Origin of the sequence: Salinisphaera sp. C84B14, assembly GCF_040361435.1 — a bacterium.
Classification (GTDB): domain Bacteria; phylum Pseudomonadota; class Gammaproteobacteria; order Nevskiales; family Salinisphaeraceae; genus Salinisphaera.
The window spans coordinates 70,737-88,883 of record NZ_APNL01000004.1 but is presented as its reverse complement, the minus strand read 5'-3'; the positions used below and the strand labels follow the sequence as shown (position 1 = coordinate 88,883).

The following is an 18,147-nucleotide window of genomic DNA, read 5'->3' as shown; positions in this document are numbered from 1 at the left end:
ATCGTTCGGGCTTTCGGCCGCGGCCGCCGGATGCGGTGCGCGCACGCAAGGCGTGGTTTCTGGCAGGCTTTCGCAGGATCACCGCTTGGATAGACTACACTACCGCGCATGAAGATCATCATTCTGGGGGCAGGCGAGGTCGGCGCAACGCTGGCAGAAAACCTTGCCCACGAATCCAATGACGTAACCGTCGTCGATACCGACGAAGCCCTGTTGCGTCCGCTTCAGGACCGCCTCGATATTCGCGCCGTGCACGGCTATGCCGCGCATCCCGACATCCTGCGCAGCGCCGGCGCCAACGATGCCGACATGATCATCGCGGTCACCGCCGCCGACGAAGTCAACATGGTGGCCTGCCAGATCGCGTACACGCTCTTTCATACCCCGACCAAGATTGCGCGCATCCGCGCGGCGGAGTACCTGATCGAGGATCGGCTGTTCCATCAGGACGCCATCCCGATCGATATGAGCATCAGCCCGGAACAGCTGGTTACCGAACATATCAAGCGCCTGGTTCAGTACCCGGGCGCGCTGCAGGTGGTGGATTTCGCCGACGGCCAGGTCCAGGTGGTGGGCGTTAAGGCCTATTACGGCGGGCCATTGGTGGGCAAGGAGCTGCGTGCGCTGCGCGAGCATCTGCCCGAGGCGGACACGCGCGTGGTGGCCATCTATCGGCGCGGCAAGCCGATGATCCCGGAAGGCGACACCGTGATCGAAGCCGACGACGAGGTCTTTTTCGTGGCCGCGCGTCGCAACATCAAGAAGGTGATCGGCGAACTGCGCAAGATCGACCGCCCGGTCAAGCGGGTGATGATCGCAGGCGGCGGCAATATCGGTCTGCGACTGGCCCTGGCGCTGGAGAACCATTGCCAGGTCAAGATCATCGAGAACAACCCCACGCGCGCTGCCTGGCTGTCGGAGAAGGTCAACCGCTCCATCGTGCTCAAGGGCGATGCCGCCAACGAATCGTTGCTGGTCGAGGAGAACATCGAATCGGTCGATGTGTTCTGTGCGATCACCAACGACGACGAGGCCAACATCCTCTCGGCGATGTTGGCCAAGCGTCTGGGCGCGCGCAAGGCGATGTCGCTGATCAATCGGCTAGCCTATGTGGACCTCATCGAGTCCTCGGGCACGCAGATCGACATTGCGATCTCGCCCAAGCAATCCACCATTTCCGCGCTGCTCGCCCATGTGCGCCGCGGCGACGTGGTGCGCGTGCATACCCTGCGGCGTGGGGCGGCCGAGGCGATCGAGGCCATCGCCCACGGCGAGCGTTCCAACTCGCGCGTGGTGGGCCGGCGTATCGACGAGATCAAGCTGCCGCCGGGCACGACCATCGGCGCGATCGCACGCGGCGACGATGTGCTCATCGCCCATCACGATACGGTGATCGAGTCCGGCGACCACGTGATGTTGTTCATCATCGAAAAGAAGCATACCGCGGACGTGGAAAAGCTCTTCCAGGTCGGCGTGTCGTATGTATAGCGCGGCGTTGCGTTCGCCCATCGTGCCGGTTTCGAAACCGCCTTCCGCCGTATGAAACTGTCGCTGAACTACTACTTCGCGGTCGTCCAGCGGGTGCTCGGTATCCTGCTGATGATCTTTTCCACGAGCATGCTCGTGCCGATGATCATGGGCCTGGCCTACGGCGACGGCGAAGCCGACGCCTTCGCCATTGGCTTCGTCATCACCCTGCTCACGGGCCTTGTCGCATGGTTGCCCGTGCGCCACGTGCGCCGCGAACTCAAGATCCGCGATGGCTTTCTGGTGGTGGTGCTGTTCTGGCTGGTGCTGAGCCTGTTCGGCGCGGTGCCGCTGTATCTGGCCGAACGCCCGGATATCGGCGTAACGGATGCCGTGTTCGAAGCCGTCTCCGGCCTGACCACGACCGGGGCCACCGTGCTCGTGGGCCTGGATACCCTGCCCCACGCCATTTTGTTCTGGCGCCAGCTTCTGCACTGGATGGGGGGTATGGGCATCATCGTGCTGGCCGTGGCGGTGCTGCCCATGCTCGGCGTGGGTGGTATGCAGCTCTATCGAGCGGAAACACCCGGCCCGGTCAAGGATTCCAAGCTTACACCGCGTATTCGCGAAACCGCCAAGGCGTTGTGGTACCTCTACCTGTCGCTGACCGGCGTCTGTGCGCTCGTATTCTGGATTGCGGGCATGAGCGTCTTTGACTCGGTCAGCCACGCCTTTTCGGCCATCGCGACCGGCGGTTTTTCCAACCACGACCTGTCACTGGGCCACCACGACGATGCCATCATCGAGTTGGCCGCGATTATCGCCATGATCGTGGGCTCGATCAGCTTCGGCATGCATTTCGCGGTCTGGCGCAGCGCCAACCCGATGACCTACTGGCGCGACTCGGAAACCCGCACCTTTTTGATCATGGTCGTCGGCGCAACCCTGCTTGGCTGTGCCGTGCTGCTGATTGCCGGCACCTATGTGTCGCTGCCCAACGCGTTCATCAAGGCGATGTTCCAGGTGGTGTCAATCGGCACCACCACCGGTTTCACCACCACCGACTATTCGCTGTGGCCGAGCTTTCTGCCGATGTTCTTGCTGCTGGGCAGCTTCGTGGGCGGCTGCGCAGGCTCGACCACCGGCGGCATGAAGGTGGTCCGCTTCATTCTGCTGGCCAAGCAAGGCTCACGCGAGATCAGTCGCCTGGTCCATCCCAACGCGGAAATCCCGATCAAGATGGGCGGCAAGGTCATTCCCGACCGCGTGATTCAGGCGGTCTGGGGTTTTTTCGCGGTCTATATCACCGTGTTCGTGGCGATGTTTCTCATCCTGCTGTCCACCGGCCTGAGCGAACTCACCGCCTTTTCGGCGGTGGCCGCCTCGATCAACAACCTGGGCCCGGGCCTGGGGGAAGTGTCGTCCAACATGGCCGGGCTGCCGGGCCTGGCCAAATGGGTGCTGTGCATGGCCATGCTGCTCGGCCGTCTGGAGATCTTCACCCTGCTGGTGATCCTCACGCCGGCCTTCTGGCGCCGATAACCCAGCCTGTATCGGTACACTGGGCGTCATGGCGATGAAAGACCAACTCGAAAAGATGCTTGCCGCCGGCGAGGACAACGCGCTGCTGCGTTTCTCGCTGGGCGAACTGCTCTATAAGGAGGGCCACTACGCGAAAGCGGCCACCCATCTGGCCGAAGCGGTGGCCCACGACCCGGACTATTCCGCGGCCTGGAAGCTCTACGGCCGGGCGCTGGTCGAAGCCGGCGATATCACCGCCGGCCTGGACGTGCTCGAACACGGAATCACCGTGGCCGAGGCCCGGGGCGACAACCAGGCAGCCCGCGAAATGCAGGTCTTCGCCAAGCGTGCACGCAAACAACAGGCCACGGATAGCTGATGTCGGTCTATACACGGGTAACCGAAGACGATCTACGCAGGCTGCTGGCCGACTATTCGATCGGCGAACTGGAGGATTTTCGCGGGATCACCGCCGGGATCACCAACACCAACTATTTTGTCGATACCTCTACCGGCCGCTGGGTGCTGACGCTGTTCGAACAGATGGACAATGGCTCGCTGCCGTTTTTCATGCAGCTGATGGATCACCTGGCCGGGCACGGGGTGCCCGGCGCCCATCCGGTGGCCCGCAACGACGGCGGCTTTCTTAGCCGTGTACAGAATCGCCCGGCCGCGCTGGTGTATCGGCTCGCCGGCGCGAGTATCGAAACGCCGAGCACCGGCCAGTGCGCATCGCTGGGCGGCGTGGTCGCGGAAATGCACCGCGCGGTGCGCTCTTTCCGCGAGGCCCAGCCCAATCCTCGCGATCTGGCCTGGATCGCCCAGGCGCGCGATCGCCTGGCCGAGCGCCTCGACGCAGACACCGCAGCCCTTCTCGACGACGAGATCGCCTTCCAGCGGGAGCGCGCGTGCACCACCTATCGCGGCCTGCCCGAAGCCGTCATTCATGCCGACATGTTTCGCGACAACGTGCTGTTCGAAGACGATCGCGTTTCCGGCGTCATCGATTTCTACTACGCCTGCCACGATTACCTGCTGTTCGATCTCGCGGTAATCTGCAACGACTGGGCCTTCGACGACGACGGGGATTATCGAAGCGGCCACTGGCAGGCATTCATCCGCGCCTACCATCGTCGTCGCGCGCTCACCGACGCCGAGCACGGCGCCTGGCCTGCCATGCTGCGTGCCGCGGCGCTGCGCTTCTGGGCCTCGCGGTTGATCGACTACCACTTCCCGATGGACGGCGACGTCACCCATATCCACGACCCGGGCCCGTTCGAGCGGCTGCTGCGCGCGCATCGCGAAGCGCCACCGGCGCTTTTCGAAACACCGTGATCGCGCTCATTCAGCGCGTGACCCGCGCCGCGGTCGACATCGACGAAAACACGGTGGCGGCAATCGGCCCCGGCATACTCGCCCTGGTCGCCGCCCAACCCGACGACACCCCGGCCCAGGCCACACGCCTGGCAGAACGCGTACTCGGCTATCGCATATTTGCCGACGAGCGCGGGCGCATGAATCACGGCGCGCTCGAAACGGGACGTGCAGTGCTGGCGGTACCGCAGTTCACCCTCGCCGCCGACACCCGGCGCGGCAACCGCCCCGGTTTTTCCTCGGCCTGCCCGCCCGAGCGCGCTCGCACGTTGTTCGACACCTTCCTGGACGCCTTGAACGCCCGCCACCCCGGGCTTATCGAACAGGGCGTGTTCGGCGCCGACATGCAGGTTTCGTTGCGCAACGATGGCCCGGTGACCTTCTGGTTGCAGGCATAGCCGACTACGCAGCAGCGCACGGCGACAGCCTCGGGGCGCGGCGTTCGCGTTGCCCAATCAATGGGCGTATTATTCCGCGTCTCGGGGTGATGGAAAGGCTCTATTCAGCCAATGAAGGCACGCAGCGCAACGATCGCACGCCAGACCGCAGAAACCGATATCCAGGTCACGCTGGATCTCGACGGCAATGGCGTATTCGCCGCCGAAACGGGCGTCGGCTTCTTCGATCACATGCTTCACCAGATCAGCCGCCACGGCATGATCGACCTCGACTTGCGCGCGACCGGCGACCTGCATATCGACGACCACCACACGGTCGAGGATGTCGGCATCTGTATCGGCCAGGCCTTGCGTGAGGCCGTGGGCGACAAGCGCGGCATCACCCGCTATGGCCATGCCTACGTACCGCTCGACGAAGCGCTGTCGCGCGTGGTCATCGACTTGTCAGGCCGCCCGGGCCTGTTCTTCAGCGCGGACTTCACCCGCGACAAGATTGGCACCTTCGATGTGGAACTGGTGCGCGAATTCTTCCAGGGCGTGGCCAGCGCCGGCGCGCTGACCCTGCACATGGATGCGCTCAAGGGGCACAATGCCCACCATATAGCCGAAACCCTGTTCAAGGCGTTCGGCCGCGCCCTGCGCATGGCCGTATCGGCCGATGCCCGCAGCGGCGACAGCATGCCGTCCACCAAGGGCAGCCTCTAAACCCCTTTCTTCTTCGTACACGATCACACTATGGCAACCGTCGGCATCATCGACTACGGGATGGGCAATCTGCACTCGATTGCCAAGGCCTTGCGCTACGTCGCATCGGACGAGCAGATCGAGGTCAGCTTCGACCCGGACGTACTCGCGCGCATGGACCGGCTGGTATTGCCCGGCGTAGGCGCGATCGGCCACTGCATGGACGAACTGCATCGCCTCGAGCTCGATGACATGCTGCGCGAACAGCTCGGCAAGAAGCCGCTGATGGGCGTCTGCCTGGGCATCGAAGCGCTCATGGGCCATTCCGAGGAATCCGGCGGTGTGGAATGCCTGGGCGCCTTCCCCGGCGACACCGTGCACTTCGCCGCCCCCGATGCGCAGCCGGACGGCGTGCGCCGCAAGATTCCGCATATGGGCTGGAACCAGGTCCGCCAGGAGCGCCACCATCCGCTCTGGAAGGATATCGCGCCGGCCAGCTGGTTCTATTTCGTGCACAGCTATTACGTGGTGCCCAGCGACGAGCGTCATATCGCTGGCACCACCGACTATGGCGTGCGCTTTGCTTCGGTGATCCTGCGCCCGAACGTGTTCGCGGTGCAGTTTCATCCCGAGAAAAGCCAGTCCGCCGGCCTCCAGCTGCTGGCCAATTTTCTGGAATGGGACGGCGCCGCCTGAGCGCCCTTCGCAAGCATCCAGTCGTTTCGACCATTCAAGCCGTAGACGAGGATTATCGGCGTGCTACTCATACCTGCGATTGATATCAAGAACGGCCAGTGCGTACGCCTGCGCCAGGGCCGCATGGACGACGTCACCGTCTTCGACGAAGATCCGGTGGCCGTAGCCGAACGCTGGCTGGCCGAAGGCGCGGATCGAATCCACGTCGTCGATCTCGACGGCGCCAAGGCCGGCTATCCGGTCAACGACCGCGTGATCGGCCAGATCGTGTCGGCCTGTGGCAACGTGCCTGTCCAGGTGGGCGGCGGCATCCGCGACGAGGCCGCGATCGAAACCTATCTGGAGCGTGGCGTGGAGTACGTCATCCTCGGCACGCGTGCCGTGTCGGAGCCGCACTTCGTGGCCGATGCCGGCGTGGAATTTCCGCGCCACATCATCGTCGGCCTCGATGCCAAGGACGGCATGGTGGCCACCGACGGCTGGTCCAAGCTGTCGAACAACACCGTGGCCGAAATGGCACAGCAGTTCGAGGACGACGGCGTGGTCGCCATCATCCATACCGATATCGGCCGCGACGGCATGATGCAGGGCGTCAACGTCGAAGCCAGCCGCGCCTTGGCCGCCGAACTCACCATTCCGGTGATTGCCTCCGGCGGCGTGACCCGCCTCGACGATATCGAGGCCCTGCTCACCGCCGAGGAAGACGGCGTGACCGGCGCGGTCATCGGCCGCGCGCTCTACGAGGGTACGATCGATCTGGCCGAAGCACGCAAGCTGGTCAACGACCGTCAGTCCAAGTCGAAGGGGTCCGCGTGAGCCTGGCCAAACGCATCATCCCCTGTCTGGATATCGACAAGGGCCGGGTCGTCAAGGGCGTCAAGTTCCTGGAGATCAAGGATGCCGGCGATCCGGTCGAGATCGCGCGGCGCTATGACCAGCAGGGCGCCGATGAACTCGTCTTTCTCGATATCACGGCAAGCCACGAAGACCGTGGCACGCTCATGGAAGTGGTCGAGCGCGTGGCCGGCGAGGTATTCATCCCGCTGACCGTCGGCGGCGGCGTGCGGACCCTGCCCGACGTACGGCGCCTGCTGTCGGCCGGTGCCGACAAGGTATCGATCAACACGGCCGCGATCTCGGACCCCAATTTCGTGGCCGAGGCCGCCTATCGCTACGGCTCGCAGTGCATCGTGGTCGCGCTCGACGCCAAGAACGTGGCCCGCAAGGGCGAAGCGCCGCGCTGGGAAATCTTCACCCACGGCGGGCGCAAATCCACCGGCATCGATGCGATCGAATGGGCCCAGAAGCTGGTGTCGCTCGGCGCCGGCGAAGTGCTGCTGACCAGCATGGACAAGGACGGCACCAAGTCCGGCTTCGATCTCAAGCTCACCCGTGCCATCTCGGAAGCCGTGGACGTGCCGGTCATCGCCTCGGGCGGCGTCGGCAACCTCGAACACCTGCACGACGGCCTGGAAATCGGCGCCGCAGATGCCGTACTCGCCGCCTCGATCTTTCATTTCGGCACGTACACGATCCAGCAGGCCAAGGGCTACCTCGCCGAGCGCGGCGTGGTCGTACGCGACCCGATCTACCGCTAGCGCCATCCGACGCCGGGTCGCCGCAGGGTCGCCCTGCCCTCCCGGCGTCGGCGATTCAGCGCGACCCTCATGCCTGTTCTGTAGGCGATCCGCCGACCCCGCGGCTCTAAAGACATCGTGCCTAGACTTGCGGCTCGCCCGATGCGTTCAGCTTGACGGCGAAAAGCGATCCCCTGGCCCCAATGACCATCTGAGCGCGCCTGCGTCGATCGGCGACATCTGCAGCCGCCCTTGTTGAAACGGTGTCGGAAGCCGGATGGATCGCTCGGTACGCAAGCTCGGCCAGCGGGTGCACCCGAATCTGCCGCTCACGCATGCGCGTTTGTGCCGATTGCTTAAGCCAGCCGTAAGCTTGGGCGCTCGATACTCGGCCTGCTTGTATCAACACCGTCGGCTTATTCGATGAAGAACAATATCCTGGCCGCTGCCATTCTCGGCCTGTGTCTAGCGATTGGGCTGATCGTGGGCGGCAGCTATCTCAAGAGCGCGGCCATTCAATGGAAATCGGCCGAGCGCGCGGTCACGGTCAAGGGGTTGGCCGAACGCGAGGTGCGAGCCAATCTTGCCCTCTGGCCGCTGCACTTCACGGTCACCGGCGACGAACTGGGCGCGGTACAGGATCAGGTCAATCGCCAGGCCGACATCATCCGCAGTTTCCTGACCGATGCCGGCTTCAAGGCCGATTCGATCTCGCTCACCTCACCTCAGGTGACCGATCGCTATGCCAACAGCTACGGCGACCAGCGCCCGCCGACGCGTTATTCCGCCGAAGCCACGGTGCTGGTGCGCACGCCCGAGATCGACACGGTCAAGCAGGCCATGCCGCGGGTGGGCGAACTGGTCAGCCAGGGCGTGGTGCTCTCGCCCAACTATGAATATCGCACCGAGTTTCTGTTTACCGACCTGGAATCGATCAAGCCGGAAATGATTGCCCAGGCGACCGCCGATGCGCGCAAGGCCGCACGTCAGTTCGCGGAGGATTCGGGCAGTCAGGTCGGTGCCATCCGTTCAGCCTCCCAGGGCTATTTCTCGATTGAAGACCTGGACAGCTACACGCCGGACGTCAAGAAAATTCGCGTCGTAACCACTATCGACTACGCGCTCGAAGACTAGGGAACGGCGGACACAAAAAAGCCCGGGTCGAAGCCCGGGCTTTGTCTTGCACATGGCAGTGCGCCGCTCGATCAGGTGGTCTGTTCTTCGTGCTTGCCTTCGGCGATCTCTTCGATCGTCTTGGCACAGAAGGCATCCAGATCATCCGGCGTGCGGCTGGTGACGAGCGCTTCGTCACAGACCACCTCGCGGTCCTCCCACTTGGCGCCCGCGTTCTGCAGGTCCGTCTTGATGGAGGGGAACGAAGTCACGGTACGGCCCTTGAGCACGTCGGCTTCGGCCAGCAGCCACGGTCCGTGGCAGATGGCGGAGACCGGCTTGTGCTGGGCGAAGAAATCCCGCACGAACTGCACGGCCTTGTCGTTCATGCGCAGCGTGTCCGGATTGGCCAGACCGCCCGGCAGCACGAGGGCGTTATAGTCCTTGGCCGATACCTGATCGACGGTCTTGTCGACCGGAATCGGATCGCCCTTGGGCTCGCCGCCGCTTTCGCCCTGGATCTTGCCGTTTTCGAGCGAAATCAGTTCGACCTCGGCGCCGGCGGCCTTGATCTCGTCCCACGGCTGGGTCAGCTCCGAATACTCGAAACCGTTCGTGGCCAGAAAGGCGACCTTCTTGCCTTTGAGTTCGTCGCTCATCACAACTCCAATTGGTTGGTGAATCAGTACACCACCGACTGTGCGGCTGTGCGCGATCGTTTCAACTCCGTAATGCTACCTACCGAGCACGGGATACAAGGGGTCCCGATCAACCGCGGTCGCGTTCGAGCACCGCGTAATAGAAGCCATCGAAGCCGTGCATGCCCGGTGCGATACGCCGCCCGTGGCGTTCGGCAAAGCCCCAATGCGCATCGATGGTGAGCTCGCGCGCCTCGGGCGTGCGCTTGAGAAAGGCATCCATCACGTCGACGCCTTCGGCGCGCAGGATCGAGCAGGTGGCATAGACCAGCCGCCCGCCGGGGGCGAGCGTTTGCCAGAGGCCGTCCAGCAACTGGTTCTGGCGCTCGGCCGCGGCCGCGATATCGGCCGGCCGACGCAGCCATTTGATATCCGGATGGCGCCGAATCACGCCGGTACCGCTACAAGGCGCATCGAGCAGGATGCGATCGAAGGCGCGGCCATCCCACCACTGATCGATCGCCGCGGCGTCGGCGGCCTTGACCTGCGCGCTGGCCCCCACCCGCGCCAGCGTTTCGTTGAGCGTGTCGAGCCGCGCGGGGTCGATATCGAGCGCGAGCAGATCGATATCGGCGCGTTCGAGCAGATGCGCGCTCTTATTACCGGGCGCCGCACAGGCGTCGAGCACGTAATCGCCGGCGCGGGCGCCGACCAGGCCGGCGGCGAGCTGGGCGGCGCCGTCCTGTATCGAGACGTCGCCGCTGGCAAAACCGGGCAGCTCGCGTGCCGGTATCGGCGTGTCGAGGGTGAATACGCTGTCGCATACGCGAACCGCTTCGCTTGCGATCCCGGCCTCGGCCAGACGTTGCATCGCGACATGGCGATCGCAGCGCCGTGCGTTGGCGCGCAGATGCATCGGTGCCGGCCGGTTGCCGGCTGCCAGCACATCCGGCCAGAGACGGCCCCAGTCGGTTTCAACCATGCGCACCAGCCAGTCGGGGTAGCCGTAGCGCACGCCCGGCGCGAGCTCGCCCGACCCGGTGTCTGCGCCCTCGCGCTGATGGCCCCGCAGAATGGCGTTGACCATGCCCCGCGCCTTGCCGAGCTTGAGCATCGCCGTGGCCGCCACCGTCGCATGCACGGCAGCATGGGCCGGAATACGCATGGCCTCCAGCTGCAACAACCCGACCAGCAACAGTGCCCGCAGCAGCGGCTGCGGCTTGCGCGACAGGCGCGGTGCCAGCAGGGTTTCCAGGCGGCGATAGTCTCGTAACACGCCGTAGGCCAGCGCCGAGGTCAGCGCCCGGTCGGCGCCGCTCATCTGCGGCGGCAGCTCCGACAGCGCCGCGTCGAGGCTGCGACGATCATTCATTACGGCCGAAACACAGCGTGCGGCCCAGCCGCGGGCGGCTGCGCCTTCCACCGGGGCCGGCTGCCTGTCGCGAGGTCGCGATTTACTCAAAACGCTGACCGACCCAGTCGCGCCCGTTGACCGCCGCGGCGGCGTCCATTCGCTTCTTGCCCGGCAGCTGCAGCTCCGTGACCCGCAGGGTGCCGGCGCCGGTGGCGATATCGATACCTTTCGGGCTCGCCGCGACCACCGTCCCCGGTTCGCCGCTCGCGCCTGCGGCAGGAGCCGCCCGCCAGAAACGCACCGGCTGACCGTTCAATTGCGCATGGGCCACCGGCCAGGGCACGAAAGCACGCACCGCGCGCGCGATTTCGTCGGCGCCGGCCCGCCAGTCGATCGCGGCCTCGCCCTTGTCCAGCCGCCGCGCATAGCAGGCCTGGGCGTCGTCCTGTATTTCACCGCTCACGCCCTGCTCGACGCGGCCGAGCAGTTCGGCAAGCTCGGTCGCACCCAGCGCCGCAAGCCGGTCGTGCAGCTCGCCCGCGGTGGTATCGCTATCGATAGGCACCGCCCGGCGCACGAGCATGGGCCCGGTATCCAGCCCCGCGTTCATCTGCATGAGGGTCACGCCGGTTTCGCTATCGCCGGCGAGAATGGCACGGGCGATGGGCGCGGCCCCGCGCCAGCGCGGCAGCAGCGAGGCATGCACGTTGATACAGCCATAACGCGGCAGGGCCAGCACCTTCTTCGGCAACAGCAGCCCGTAGGCGACCACCACCATCAGATCGGGTTCAAGCGCGGCGAGTTCGTCGAACGCCGCCTCCTTCTTGAGCGACAGCGGTTGTTGTACGGGCACGCCGAGTTCCAGCGCGCGTTGTTTGATGGGCGATGCCGCGAGCTTGCGGCCGCGCCCGGCGGGCCGATCCGGCTGGGTGAGTACGCCGGTCAGACGATGCGAACTGGCGGCGATCGCATCCAGACAGGGCAGTGCGAATTCGGGCGTGCCGGCAAAAACGATGTTCACGGGTTATGCGTCGCTTTCGGTCGCCGGTTGCTGGCGGGCCGCCTTGGCGAGCTTGCGGCGAATACGCTCGCGCTTGAGCCGGGACAGCTGGTCGATATAGAGCCCGCCGTCGAGATGCGCCAGTTCGTGCTGCACACACTGGGCAAGCAGGCCTTCGGCCTCCATCTCGTAGCGCTCGCCGTGGCGGTCCTGGGCCGCAAAGCGAACGCGGGCATAGCGTTTGACCTTGTCGTAGTGGTCCGGCACCGACAGACAGCCTTCGTCGACGGTTTCCAGATCCTCGGCGGATAGGATTTCCGGGTTGCACATCACGATCTGTTCGTTGCGCTCTTCCGAGCAGTCCATGACCGCCACGCGGCGCGTATCGCCGACCTGGGTCGCGGCCAGGCCCACGCCGGGTGCGTCGTACATGGTTTCGAACATGTCGTCGATAAAACGCGACAACGTTTCGTCGAAAACCGTGACCGGCTCGGTGCGTTCGCGCAGCCGGGGATCGGGGAAATGCAAAATCTCTAGAATCGCCATATTCTATCGGTGGTGTGCGTCACAAGTGGGCCGGCCATCAATAAACGATCTGACTGGCCGATAACGAAAAACACGTGGCATGGCACGTTCGAGCGCTATCGATCCGACAGGAAAACACTTTCCATATCGGCGCAATAGCGCGAGTATGCACAGGCAGGCGCGTCGCAGCCAGCGGCCGCTAAGCCTGCAAAAACAAATGCCGGGCAGAAGCCGGCATCTGTTTGTGCAGGGGTTGCAGGGCAGCTGACCGTCAGCTGTCTTGGTATGGGGTCAATCATTGGGGGCGCGTCCTGGATGCGAGAGTATAACGATTTGAAGCAGGCCATGAAGTGTGCCGGCACCGGTCTGACCCTGGCCCTCGCGGCCGTCTTGAGCGGCTGCGCTCATCAAAAGGCCGAGCCCGAACTGGCCCCCGCCCCGTCCACGCCGCTGCCGGAACGCGCGGCGCCCGTCGTGCAGGAAAACACGGTCAACCAGCAGCTACGCGCGGATGCGCCGCTGCGCTATGTGGTCAAGAAGGGCGACACGCTCTGGGATATCGCGGGCTACTACCTGCGCGACCCCTGGTACTGGCCACAGCTGTGGTACGCCAACCCGGATATCGCCAACCCGCATCTGATCTATCCGGGCGATGTGCTCATTCTCACCCGCGACGCCGATGGCAACTTCCAGCTGCGTCGGGCCGGCACCAAGGTGCTCTCGCCGCGCATCCGTGAAAGCTCGCTGGAATCGATCGCCACCATACCCATGGATGCGATCCGGCCGTTCATTACCGGCCCGCGCCTGGTAAGTGCCGAAGAGCTCGCCGACGCCCCCTATATCGTGTCCTTCCTGGACGAGCACCTGGTCGGCGGCAAGGGCACCGTGAGCTACGTGCGCGGCGTGGATACGCAGGGCCAGGATGACGGCCGATTCAGCCTCGTTCGCGATGCCGGCCCGTACAAGGATCCCGACACCGGCGAAATCATCGGCCAACAGGCCGTGCCGGTGGGTGAAATCCAGATCATCGAACCCGGTCCGGTCGCCAAGGCCCAGATCACCAAGAGCTATCGCGAAGCGCTGGTGGCCGATCGGCTGCTGCCGCTGGAAACCGAGGATCTGGTGCGCGATTTCTATCCGCATGCGCCCGATCACCGTGTCGAAGGCCGCATCATTTCGGTGTACGACGGCGTATCGGCCATCGGCCAGTATCAGGTAGTGACCCTGAGCGTGGGCCGCAGCGACGGCATCGAACGCGGCCACGTGCTGGATATCTTCGAAGCCGGTCGCGTGGTGCTCGACCCGGTCAAGGGCGGCCAGGTGCGCCTGCCCGAACTCAAGTCCGGCGAGCTGCTGGTCTTCAAGACCGACGAACGGGTGAGCTTTGCAGTGATCATGCGCGCCGAGCGCGCGGTGCATATCGACGACTTCGTGCGCACGCCGGCGCGCTAGCGCCCGCGTGCGGGAATCGAGCCGGGCCATGATCCCGCGTGCCGAGCTGCAGCTGGCGTGTACACCAGGCATCGGTGCGACCCTGGGCAGCCGATTGATCGACCATTTCGGCAGCGCCGAACGGGCGGTAGCGGCCGGCGAGCGCGCCTGGCGCGAACTGGGCGTGCCGCGCGCTGCCTGTGCCACCCTTGCGGCGGGCGACAACGCCCGCGTCGCCGAAACCGAGCGCTGGCTCGACGCGCCGAACCGTCATTTCATCACCCGCGCTCATCGCCACTATCCGAACGCGCTGGCCGAGCTCGATCCGGCCCCGCCCTGGCTGTACGGCGTGGGCGATACCGAACTGCTCAACTACCCGGCAATCGCGATCGTGGGCAGCCGCAACCCAAGCCCCGCCGGGCTGGAAGCAGCGCGCGAGTTCGGGCATGCGCTGGCAAGCGCCGGGCTCGTGGTCGTCTCGGGCCTGGCCCGGGGTATCGATGCCGCGGCACACGAAGGCGCACTCGCCGCCGACGGCATGACCATCGCGGTCTGTGGCACGGGACTGGACCGCGTCTATCCGGCCATGAACCGGGATCTGGCCGAACGCATCGTCGCCCAAGGCCTGATGCTCTCCGAGTTCGGTCTGGGCACCGAGCCTGCCCGCGGCAATTTCCCGCGCCGAAACCGCATCATTGCCGGCCTGTGTACGGCCACGCTGGTGGTCGAAGCCGCACGCGCCTCGGGCTCGTTGATCACCGCAAGGATGGCCAGTGCCGCCGGGCGCGAAGTGTTCGCCCTGCCCGGCTCGATTCACAATCCGTTGGCGCGCGGCTGCCACCAGCTCATTCGCGACGGGGCCAAGCTGGTCGAGACTACCGAGCATATCCTCGAGGATATCGCCGGTGTGCTCGACGGCTATCGTCGGCCGGCTTCGTATCCGTCTGATCATGAAAGCGAAGACGCCGAAAACACCGCTGGAGCGCCGGCCGAGAACGACACGCATGCCGCCTTGTTGGCTGCCCTTGGCCATGGCCCGGCCCGGGTCGACGATCTGGTCGCCCGTACAGGCTGGTCGGCAGATGCGGTATCATCGAGTCTGCTCATCCTGGAACTGGAAGGTCGTGTCCAGGCCGGCCCGGGCGGTGCCTATACCCGCACCGTGTCATGATCGCGGGGCTGGATGAACGCTACGGTTCACATACGACGGATCTGCGCCGATGAACGAAAACCTGCTCGACGTGCTGCTCTATCTGTTCGAGAACTTCTCGCTGGCCGATGCCGAGCATATGTCCAGCGTGCGCGACGATCTGGGCGATGCCGGCTTCTTCGACGACGAGATCGACGACGCCTTTGCCTGGATTCGGGCCACCGATCCGGCCGGCCAGTCCATGGCCGACACCCCCAGCGACGACGCCATCCGCGTGTACGCCGAACGGGAAATGCAGGTTCTGGACGCCGAATGTCGCGGCTATCTTGAGTCGTTGCAGCAGGCCGGCGTGCTCAGCGCCACGGCCCGCGAGATCGTGATTGATCGGATGATGGCGCTGGCCGAGGATGCCTTCGAAGGCGCCGAGATCGAGCAGCTCAAGTGGGTGGTGATGATGGTGCTGTCGTCCAGCGGGCAGGATCAGGCCTACGCTCGCATGGAAGCGATGATCCATGCCGAATCCCCCGGCGCCAGCCACTAGCTAAGCGCGCCGGTTCGATAAAGGCCCGAAACGAGCCTCGAACGAGCCGTCGCGGTTGACGCGCCTCGGTCGCGCATGCTTCAAAGGCTATGCTAGTGTGCAGCGCCCTGCGCATGAGTGCAGGCCTCAATCCTTAAATATAGCGTGAATCGATGAGTCGCAATCTCGTCATCGTGGAATCGCCGGCCAAAGCCCGGACGATCGAAAAATATCTCGGCAAGGACTACGAGGTGCTCGCCTCGTATGGCCATGTGCGTGACCTCGTGCCCAAGGAAGGCGCGGTCGATACCGAGCACGACTTCGCGATGCGCTACGACATCATCGACCGCAACGCCAAGCAGGTCGACAAGATCGCCCGCTCGCTCAAGAAGTCGGACGCCCTGCTGCTGGCCACTGACCCGGATCGCGAAGGCGAAGCCATTGCCTGGCATCTGCTGGAGCTGCTGCGCGAACGCGGCCTGCTCGAAAACAAGGAAGTCGCCCGCGTGGTCTTTCACGAGATCACCAAGAAAGCGGTCGGTTCGGCCGTGGCCAACCCGCGCACCATCTCGGACGACCTGGTCAACGCCCAGCAGGCACGTCGCGCGCTCGATTACCTGGTGGGTTTCAACCTCTCGCCGCTGCTCTGGCGCAAGGTCCAGCGTGGCCTGTCCGCCGGGCGCGTACAGTCGCCTGCCCTGCGCCTGATCTGCGAGCGCGATGCCGAGATCGAAGCCTTCGTGCCCCAGGAATACTGGAAGATCGAAGCCCAGGTCGAAAAGGACGCCCAGCCGTTTTCCGCGCGCCTGTCGCAGCTGGACGGCGAAAAGGTCGAACAGTTCACGGTCAACAATCAGGGCAGCGCCGATGCGGCCCTGGAAACGCTCACCAGCGCCGCTCAGGGCCAGCTGCGGGTGGTCAAGGTCGATCGCAAGCAGCGCAAGCGCAACCCGGCACCGCCGTTCACCACCTCGACCCTGCAGCAGGAAGCCGCGCGCAAGCTCGGCTTCACCGCCAAGCGCACCATGCGCACGGCCCAGAGCCTGTATGAAGGTGTATCCATCGACGGCGCCGAGGCGACCGGCCTGATCACCTACATGCGGACCGACTCGGTCAGCCTGGCCGCGGACGCGGTCAGCGAACTGCGCTCGATGATCGGCAAGCGCTACGGCGACAAGAACCTGCCGGACGCGCCGCGCAGCTTCAAGACCAAGTCCAAGAACGCCCAGGAAGCGCATGAGGCCATCCGGCCGACCGAAAGCGCGCGCATCCCGGACGAAATCAAGTCGAACCTGACCAGCGACCAGGCGCGTCTTTACGAATTGATCTGGCAGCGCACCGTGGCCAGCCAGATGATGCATGCCCTGTTCGATACCGTCTCCGCGGATCTCGCCGCCGGCGACGATGCGAAGCATCTGTTCCGTGCCTCGGGCCGCACCCTGCGCGAGCCGGGCTTTCTGGCGGTTTACAAGGAAGGCAAGGACGACGACAAGGGCGACGACGACGCCGACAAGCGCCTGCCGCATCTGGAAGAAAACGAGCTGCTCAAGCTCGCCGAGATCGTACCCACCCAGCATTTCACCGAGCCGCCGCCGCGCTTTACCGAAGCCGCGCTGGTGAAAACGCTGGAGGAATACGATATCGGTCGGCCTTCGACCTATGCCTCGATCATCTCGACGCTGCAGGATCGCGAATACGTCGAAATGGACGGCAAGGCGTTCATGCCCACGCCGCTGGGCAAGATCGTCAACAAGTTCCTCACCGATCACTTCACCCGCTATGTGGACTACGAGTTCACCGCCAACCTCGAAGACCGGCTCGACGCCGTCTCGCGAGGTGAAGAGCAATGGCAGCCGTTGCTGAGGGAATTCTGGGATCGTTTCTCCGAGCAGATCGAATCCAAGCAGGATTTGTCGCGCGAGGAAGTCGCCCAGGCCCGCGAGCTCGGCACCGACCCCAAATCCGGCAAGCCGGTGATCGTGCGTATCGGCCGCTTCGGGCCGTTCGTGCAGATCGGCTCCAAGGACGACGAGGAAAAACCCAAGTTCGCCGGCCTGCGCAAGGGCCAGGACATGGACAAGATCACCCTCGACGAGGCGCTGTATCTGTTCAACCTGCCGCGCGATCTGGGCGAAACCCCCGAGGGCGAGGAAATCCAGGTCAATATCGGCCGCTTCGGCCCCTATGTGCGCTTTGGCAAGAAGTTCGCGTCGATCAAGGAAGACGACCCGTACACCATCTCCAAGGAACGCGCGCTCGAGGTCATCGCCGAAAAGAAGGAAGCCGACGCCAAGAAGCTGATCAAGCACTTCGAGGCCGAAGGCATCAAGGTCCAGCACGGCCCGTTCGGCCCGTACATCACCGATGGCAAGAAGAACGCCAGCGTGCCCAAGGATCAGGAGCCGGCCGACCTCACCCTGGAACAATGCCAGGAAATCATCGCCAAGGCGCCGGAGAAGAAAAAGCGTGGGCGCAAGGGCGCGGCTGCGAAAAAGGACAGCGCAAAGTCCAGCGCCAAATCGACGACGAAGTCGAGCGCCAAGACCGCCAAGAGCACCACGGCCAAGAAAAACGGCGCGGCCAAGACTGCGACCAAGGCCAAGAGCACGGCCAAGGCGGCCCCCAAGAAAACAGCGGCCAAGAAGGCGCCGGCCAAGTCGAGCACGAAAGCCGCCGGCAAGGGCGATGCCTGAGCCGCG

Annotated in this window: 18 protein-coding genes; 14 read left to right on the top strand and 4 right to left on the bottom strand. The window is 64.6% G+C overall.

Features of this window, described 5'->3' with window-relative positions:
• Nucleotides 1–108: 108 nt before the first annotated feature.
• From trkA to C84B14_RS04455, 10 genes are all read left to right on the top strand, one after another.
• On the top strand, nt 109–1,488 hold the full coding sequence (trkA, locus tag C84B14_RS04500) for a Trk system potassium transporter TrkA (RefSeq protein WP_293624581.1): 1,380 nt from the start codon (nt 109–111) through the stop codon (nt 1,486–1,488).
• A gap of 51 nt (nt 1,489–1,539) precedes the next feature.
• Nucleotides 1,540–3,009 (top strand): TrkH family potassium uptake protein, encoded by a 1,470-nt coding sequence (locus tag C84B14_RS04495; RefSeq protein ID WP_348766832.1) that lies wholly within the window; start codon nt 1,540–1,542, stop codon nt 3,007–3,009.
• A gap of 28 nt (nt 3,010–3,037) precedes the next feature.
• On the top strand, nt 3,038–3,367 hold the full coding sequence (locus tag C84B14_RS04490; RefSeq protein WP_502949889.1) for a tetratricopeptide repeat protein: 330 nt from the start codon (nt 3,038–3,040) through the stop codon (nt 3,365–3,367).
• Nucleotides 3,367–4,323, top strand: a complete 957-nt coding sequence (locus tag C84B14_RS04485) for a homoserine kinase (protein ID WP_353222171.1) — start codon at nt 3,367–3,369, stop codon at nt 4,321–4,323. Before C84B14_RS04490 ends, C84B14_RS04485 begins: the two co-directional genes overlap by 1 nt.
• Nucleotides 4,320–4,760: a D-aminoacyl-tRNA deacylase gene (gene dtd / locus C84B14_RS04480; RefSeq protein ID WP_348766834.1), complete on the top strand. Its 441-nt coding sequence runs from the start codon at nt 4,320–4,322 to the stop codon at nt 4,758–4,760. The genes C84B14_RS04485 and dtd overlap by 4 nt, the downstream gene beginning before the upstream one ends.
• A 111-nt stretch (nt 4,761–4,871) precedes the next feature.
• The gene (hisB, locus tag C84B14_RS04475; protein WP_353222170.1) at nt 4,872–5,465 is read left to right on the top strand and encodes an imidazoleglycerol-phosphate dehydratase HisB; all 594 of its coding nucleotides are present in this window, start codon (nt 4,872–4,874) and stop codon (nt 5,463–5,465) included.
• 30 nt (nt 5,466–5,495) lie between these two features.
• Nucleotides 5,496–6,140 (top strand): imidazole glycerol phosphate synthase subunit HisH, encoded by a 645-nt coding sequence (gene hisH / locus C84B14_RS04470; protein ID WP_293624589.1) that lies wholly within the window; start codon nt 5,496–5,498, stop codon nt 6,138–6,140.
• A 60-nt stretch (nt 6,141–6,200) separates the two neighbouring features.
• Nucleotides 6,201–6,956: a 1-(5-phosphoribosyl)-5-[(5-phosphoribosylamino)methylideneamino]imidazole-4-carboxamide isomerase gene (hisA, locus tag C84B14_RS04465; RefSeq protein WP_293624591.1), complete on the top strand. Its 756-nt coding sequence runs from the start codon at nt 6,201–6,203 to the stop codon at nt 6,954–6,956.
• On the top strand, nt 6,953–7,738 hold the full coding sequence (hisF, locus tag C84B14_RS04460; protein ID WP_348766836.1) for an imidazole glycerol phosphate synthase subunit HisF: 786 nt from the start codon (nt 6,953–6,955) through the stop codon (nt 7,736–7,738). The genes hisA and hisF overlap by 4 nt, the downstream gene beginning before the upstream one ends.
• 402 nt (nt 7,739–8,140) lie before the next feature.
• Nucleotides 8,141–8,851, top strand: a complete 711-nt coding sequence (locus tag C84B14_RS04455) for an SIMPL domain-containing protein (protein WP_353222167.1) — start codon at nt 8,141–8,143, stop codon at nt 8,849–8,851.
• 71 nt (nt 8,852–8,922) lie between these two features.
• On the opposite strand, the gene C84B14_RS04450 is transcribed toward C84B14_RS04455, so the two are convergent.
• The 4 genes from C84B14_RS04450 to def all read right to left on the bottom strand — a co-directional run bounded on the left by C84B14_RS04450 (nt 8,923) and on the right by def (nt 12,368).
• Nucleotides 8,923–9,489, bottom strand: a complete 567-nt coding sequence (locus C84B14_RS04450) for a type 1 glutamine amidotransferase domain-containing protein (protein ID WP_348766838.1) — start codon at nt 9,487–9,489, stop codon at nt 8,923–8,925.
• 109 nt (nt 9,490–9,598) lie between these two features.
• On the bottom strand, nt 9,599–10,891 hold the full coding sequence (rsmB, locus tag C84B14_RS04445; protein ID WP_353222414.1) for a 16S rRNA (cytosine(967)-C(5))-methyltransferase RsmB: 1,293 nt from the start codon (nt 10,889–10,891) through the stop codon (nt 9,599–9,601).
• A 31-nt stretch (nt 10,892–10,922) separates the two neighbouring features.
• On the bottom strand, nt 10,923–11,843 hold the full coding sequence (fmt, locus tag C84B14_RS04440) for a methionyl-tRNA formyltransferase (RefSeq protein ID WP_353222165.1): 921 nt from the start codon (nt 11,841–11,843) through the stop codon (nt 10,923–10,925).
• Between the two features lie 3 nt (nt 11,844–11,846).
• The gene (def, locus tag C84B14_RS04435; RefSeq protein WP_348766840.1) at nt 11,847–12,368 is read right to left on the bottom strand and encodes a peptide deformylase; all 522 of its coding nucleotides are present in this window, start codon (nt 12,366–12,368) and stop codon (nt 11,847–11,849) included.
• 294 nt (nt 12,369–12,662) lie between these two features.
• Between def and C84B14_RS04430 the strand changes: the two genes are divergently transcribed.
• From C84B14_RS04430 to C84B14_RS04415, 4 genes are all read left to right on the top strand, one after another.
• The gene (locus tag C84B14_RS04430; protein ID WP_353222163.1) at nt 12,663–13,799 is read left to right on the top strand and encodes a LysM peptidoglycan-binding domain-containing protein; all 1,137 of its coding nucleotides are present in this window, start codon (nt 12,663–12,665) and stop codon (nt 13,797–13,799) included.
• A gap of 28 nt (nt 13,800–13,827) precedes the next feature.
• Nucleotides 13,828–14,949, top strand: a complete 1,122-nt coding sequence (gene dprA / locus C84B14_RS04425) for a DNA-processing protein DprA (protein ID WP_353222161.1) — start codon at nt 13,828–13,830, stop codon at nt 14,947–14,949.
• 49 nt (nt 14,950–14,998) lie between these two features.
• Nucleotides 14,999–15,469: a Smg family protein gene (locus C84B14_RS04420; RefSeq protein ID WP_353222159.1), complete on the top strand. Its 471-nt coding sequence runs from the start codon at nt 14,999–15,001 to the stop codon at nt 15,467–15,469.
• A 152-nt stretch (nt 15,470–15,621) separates the two neighbouring features.
• Complete coding sequence (locus C84B14_RS04415) at nt 15,622–18,141, top strand: DNA topoisomerase I (RefSeq protein ID WP_353222157.1); 2,520 nt, start codon at nt 15,622–15,624, stop codon at nt 18,139–18,141.
• Nucleotides 18,142–18,147 lie beyond the last annotated feature (6 nt).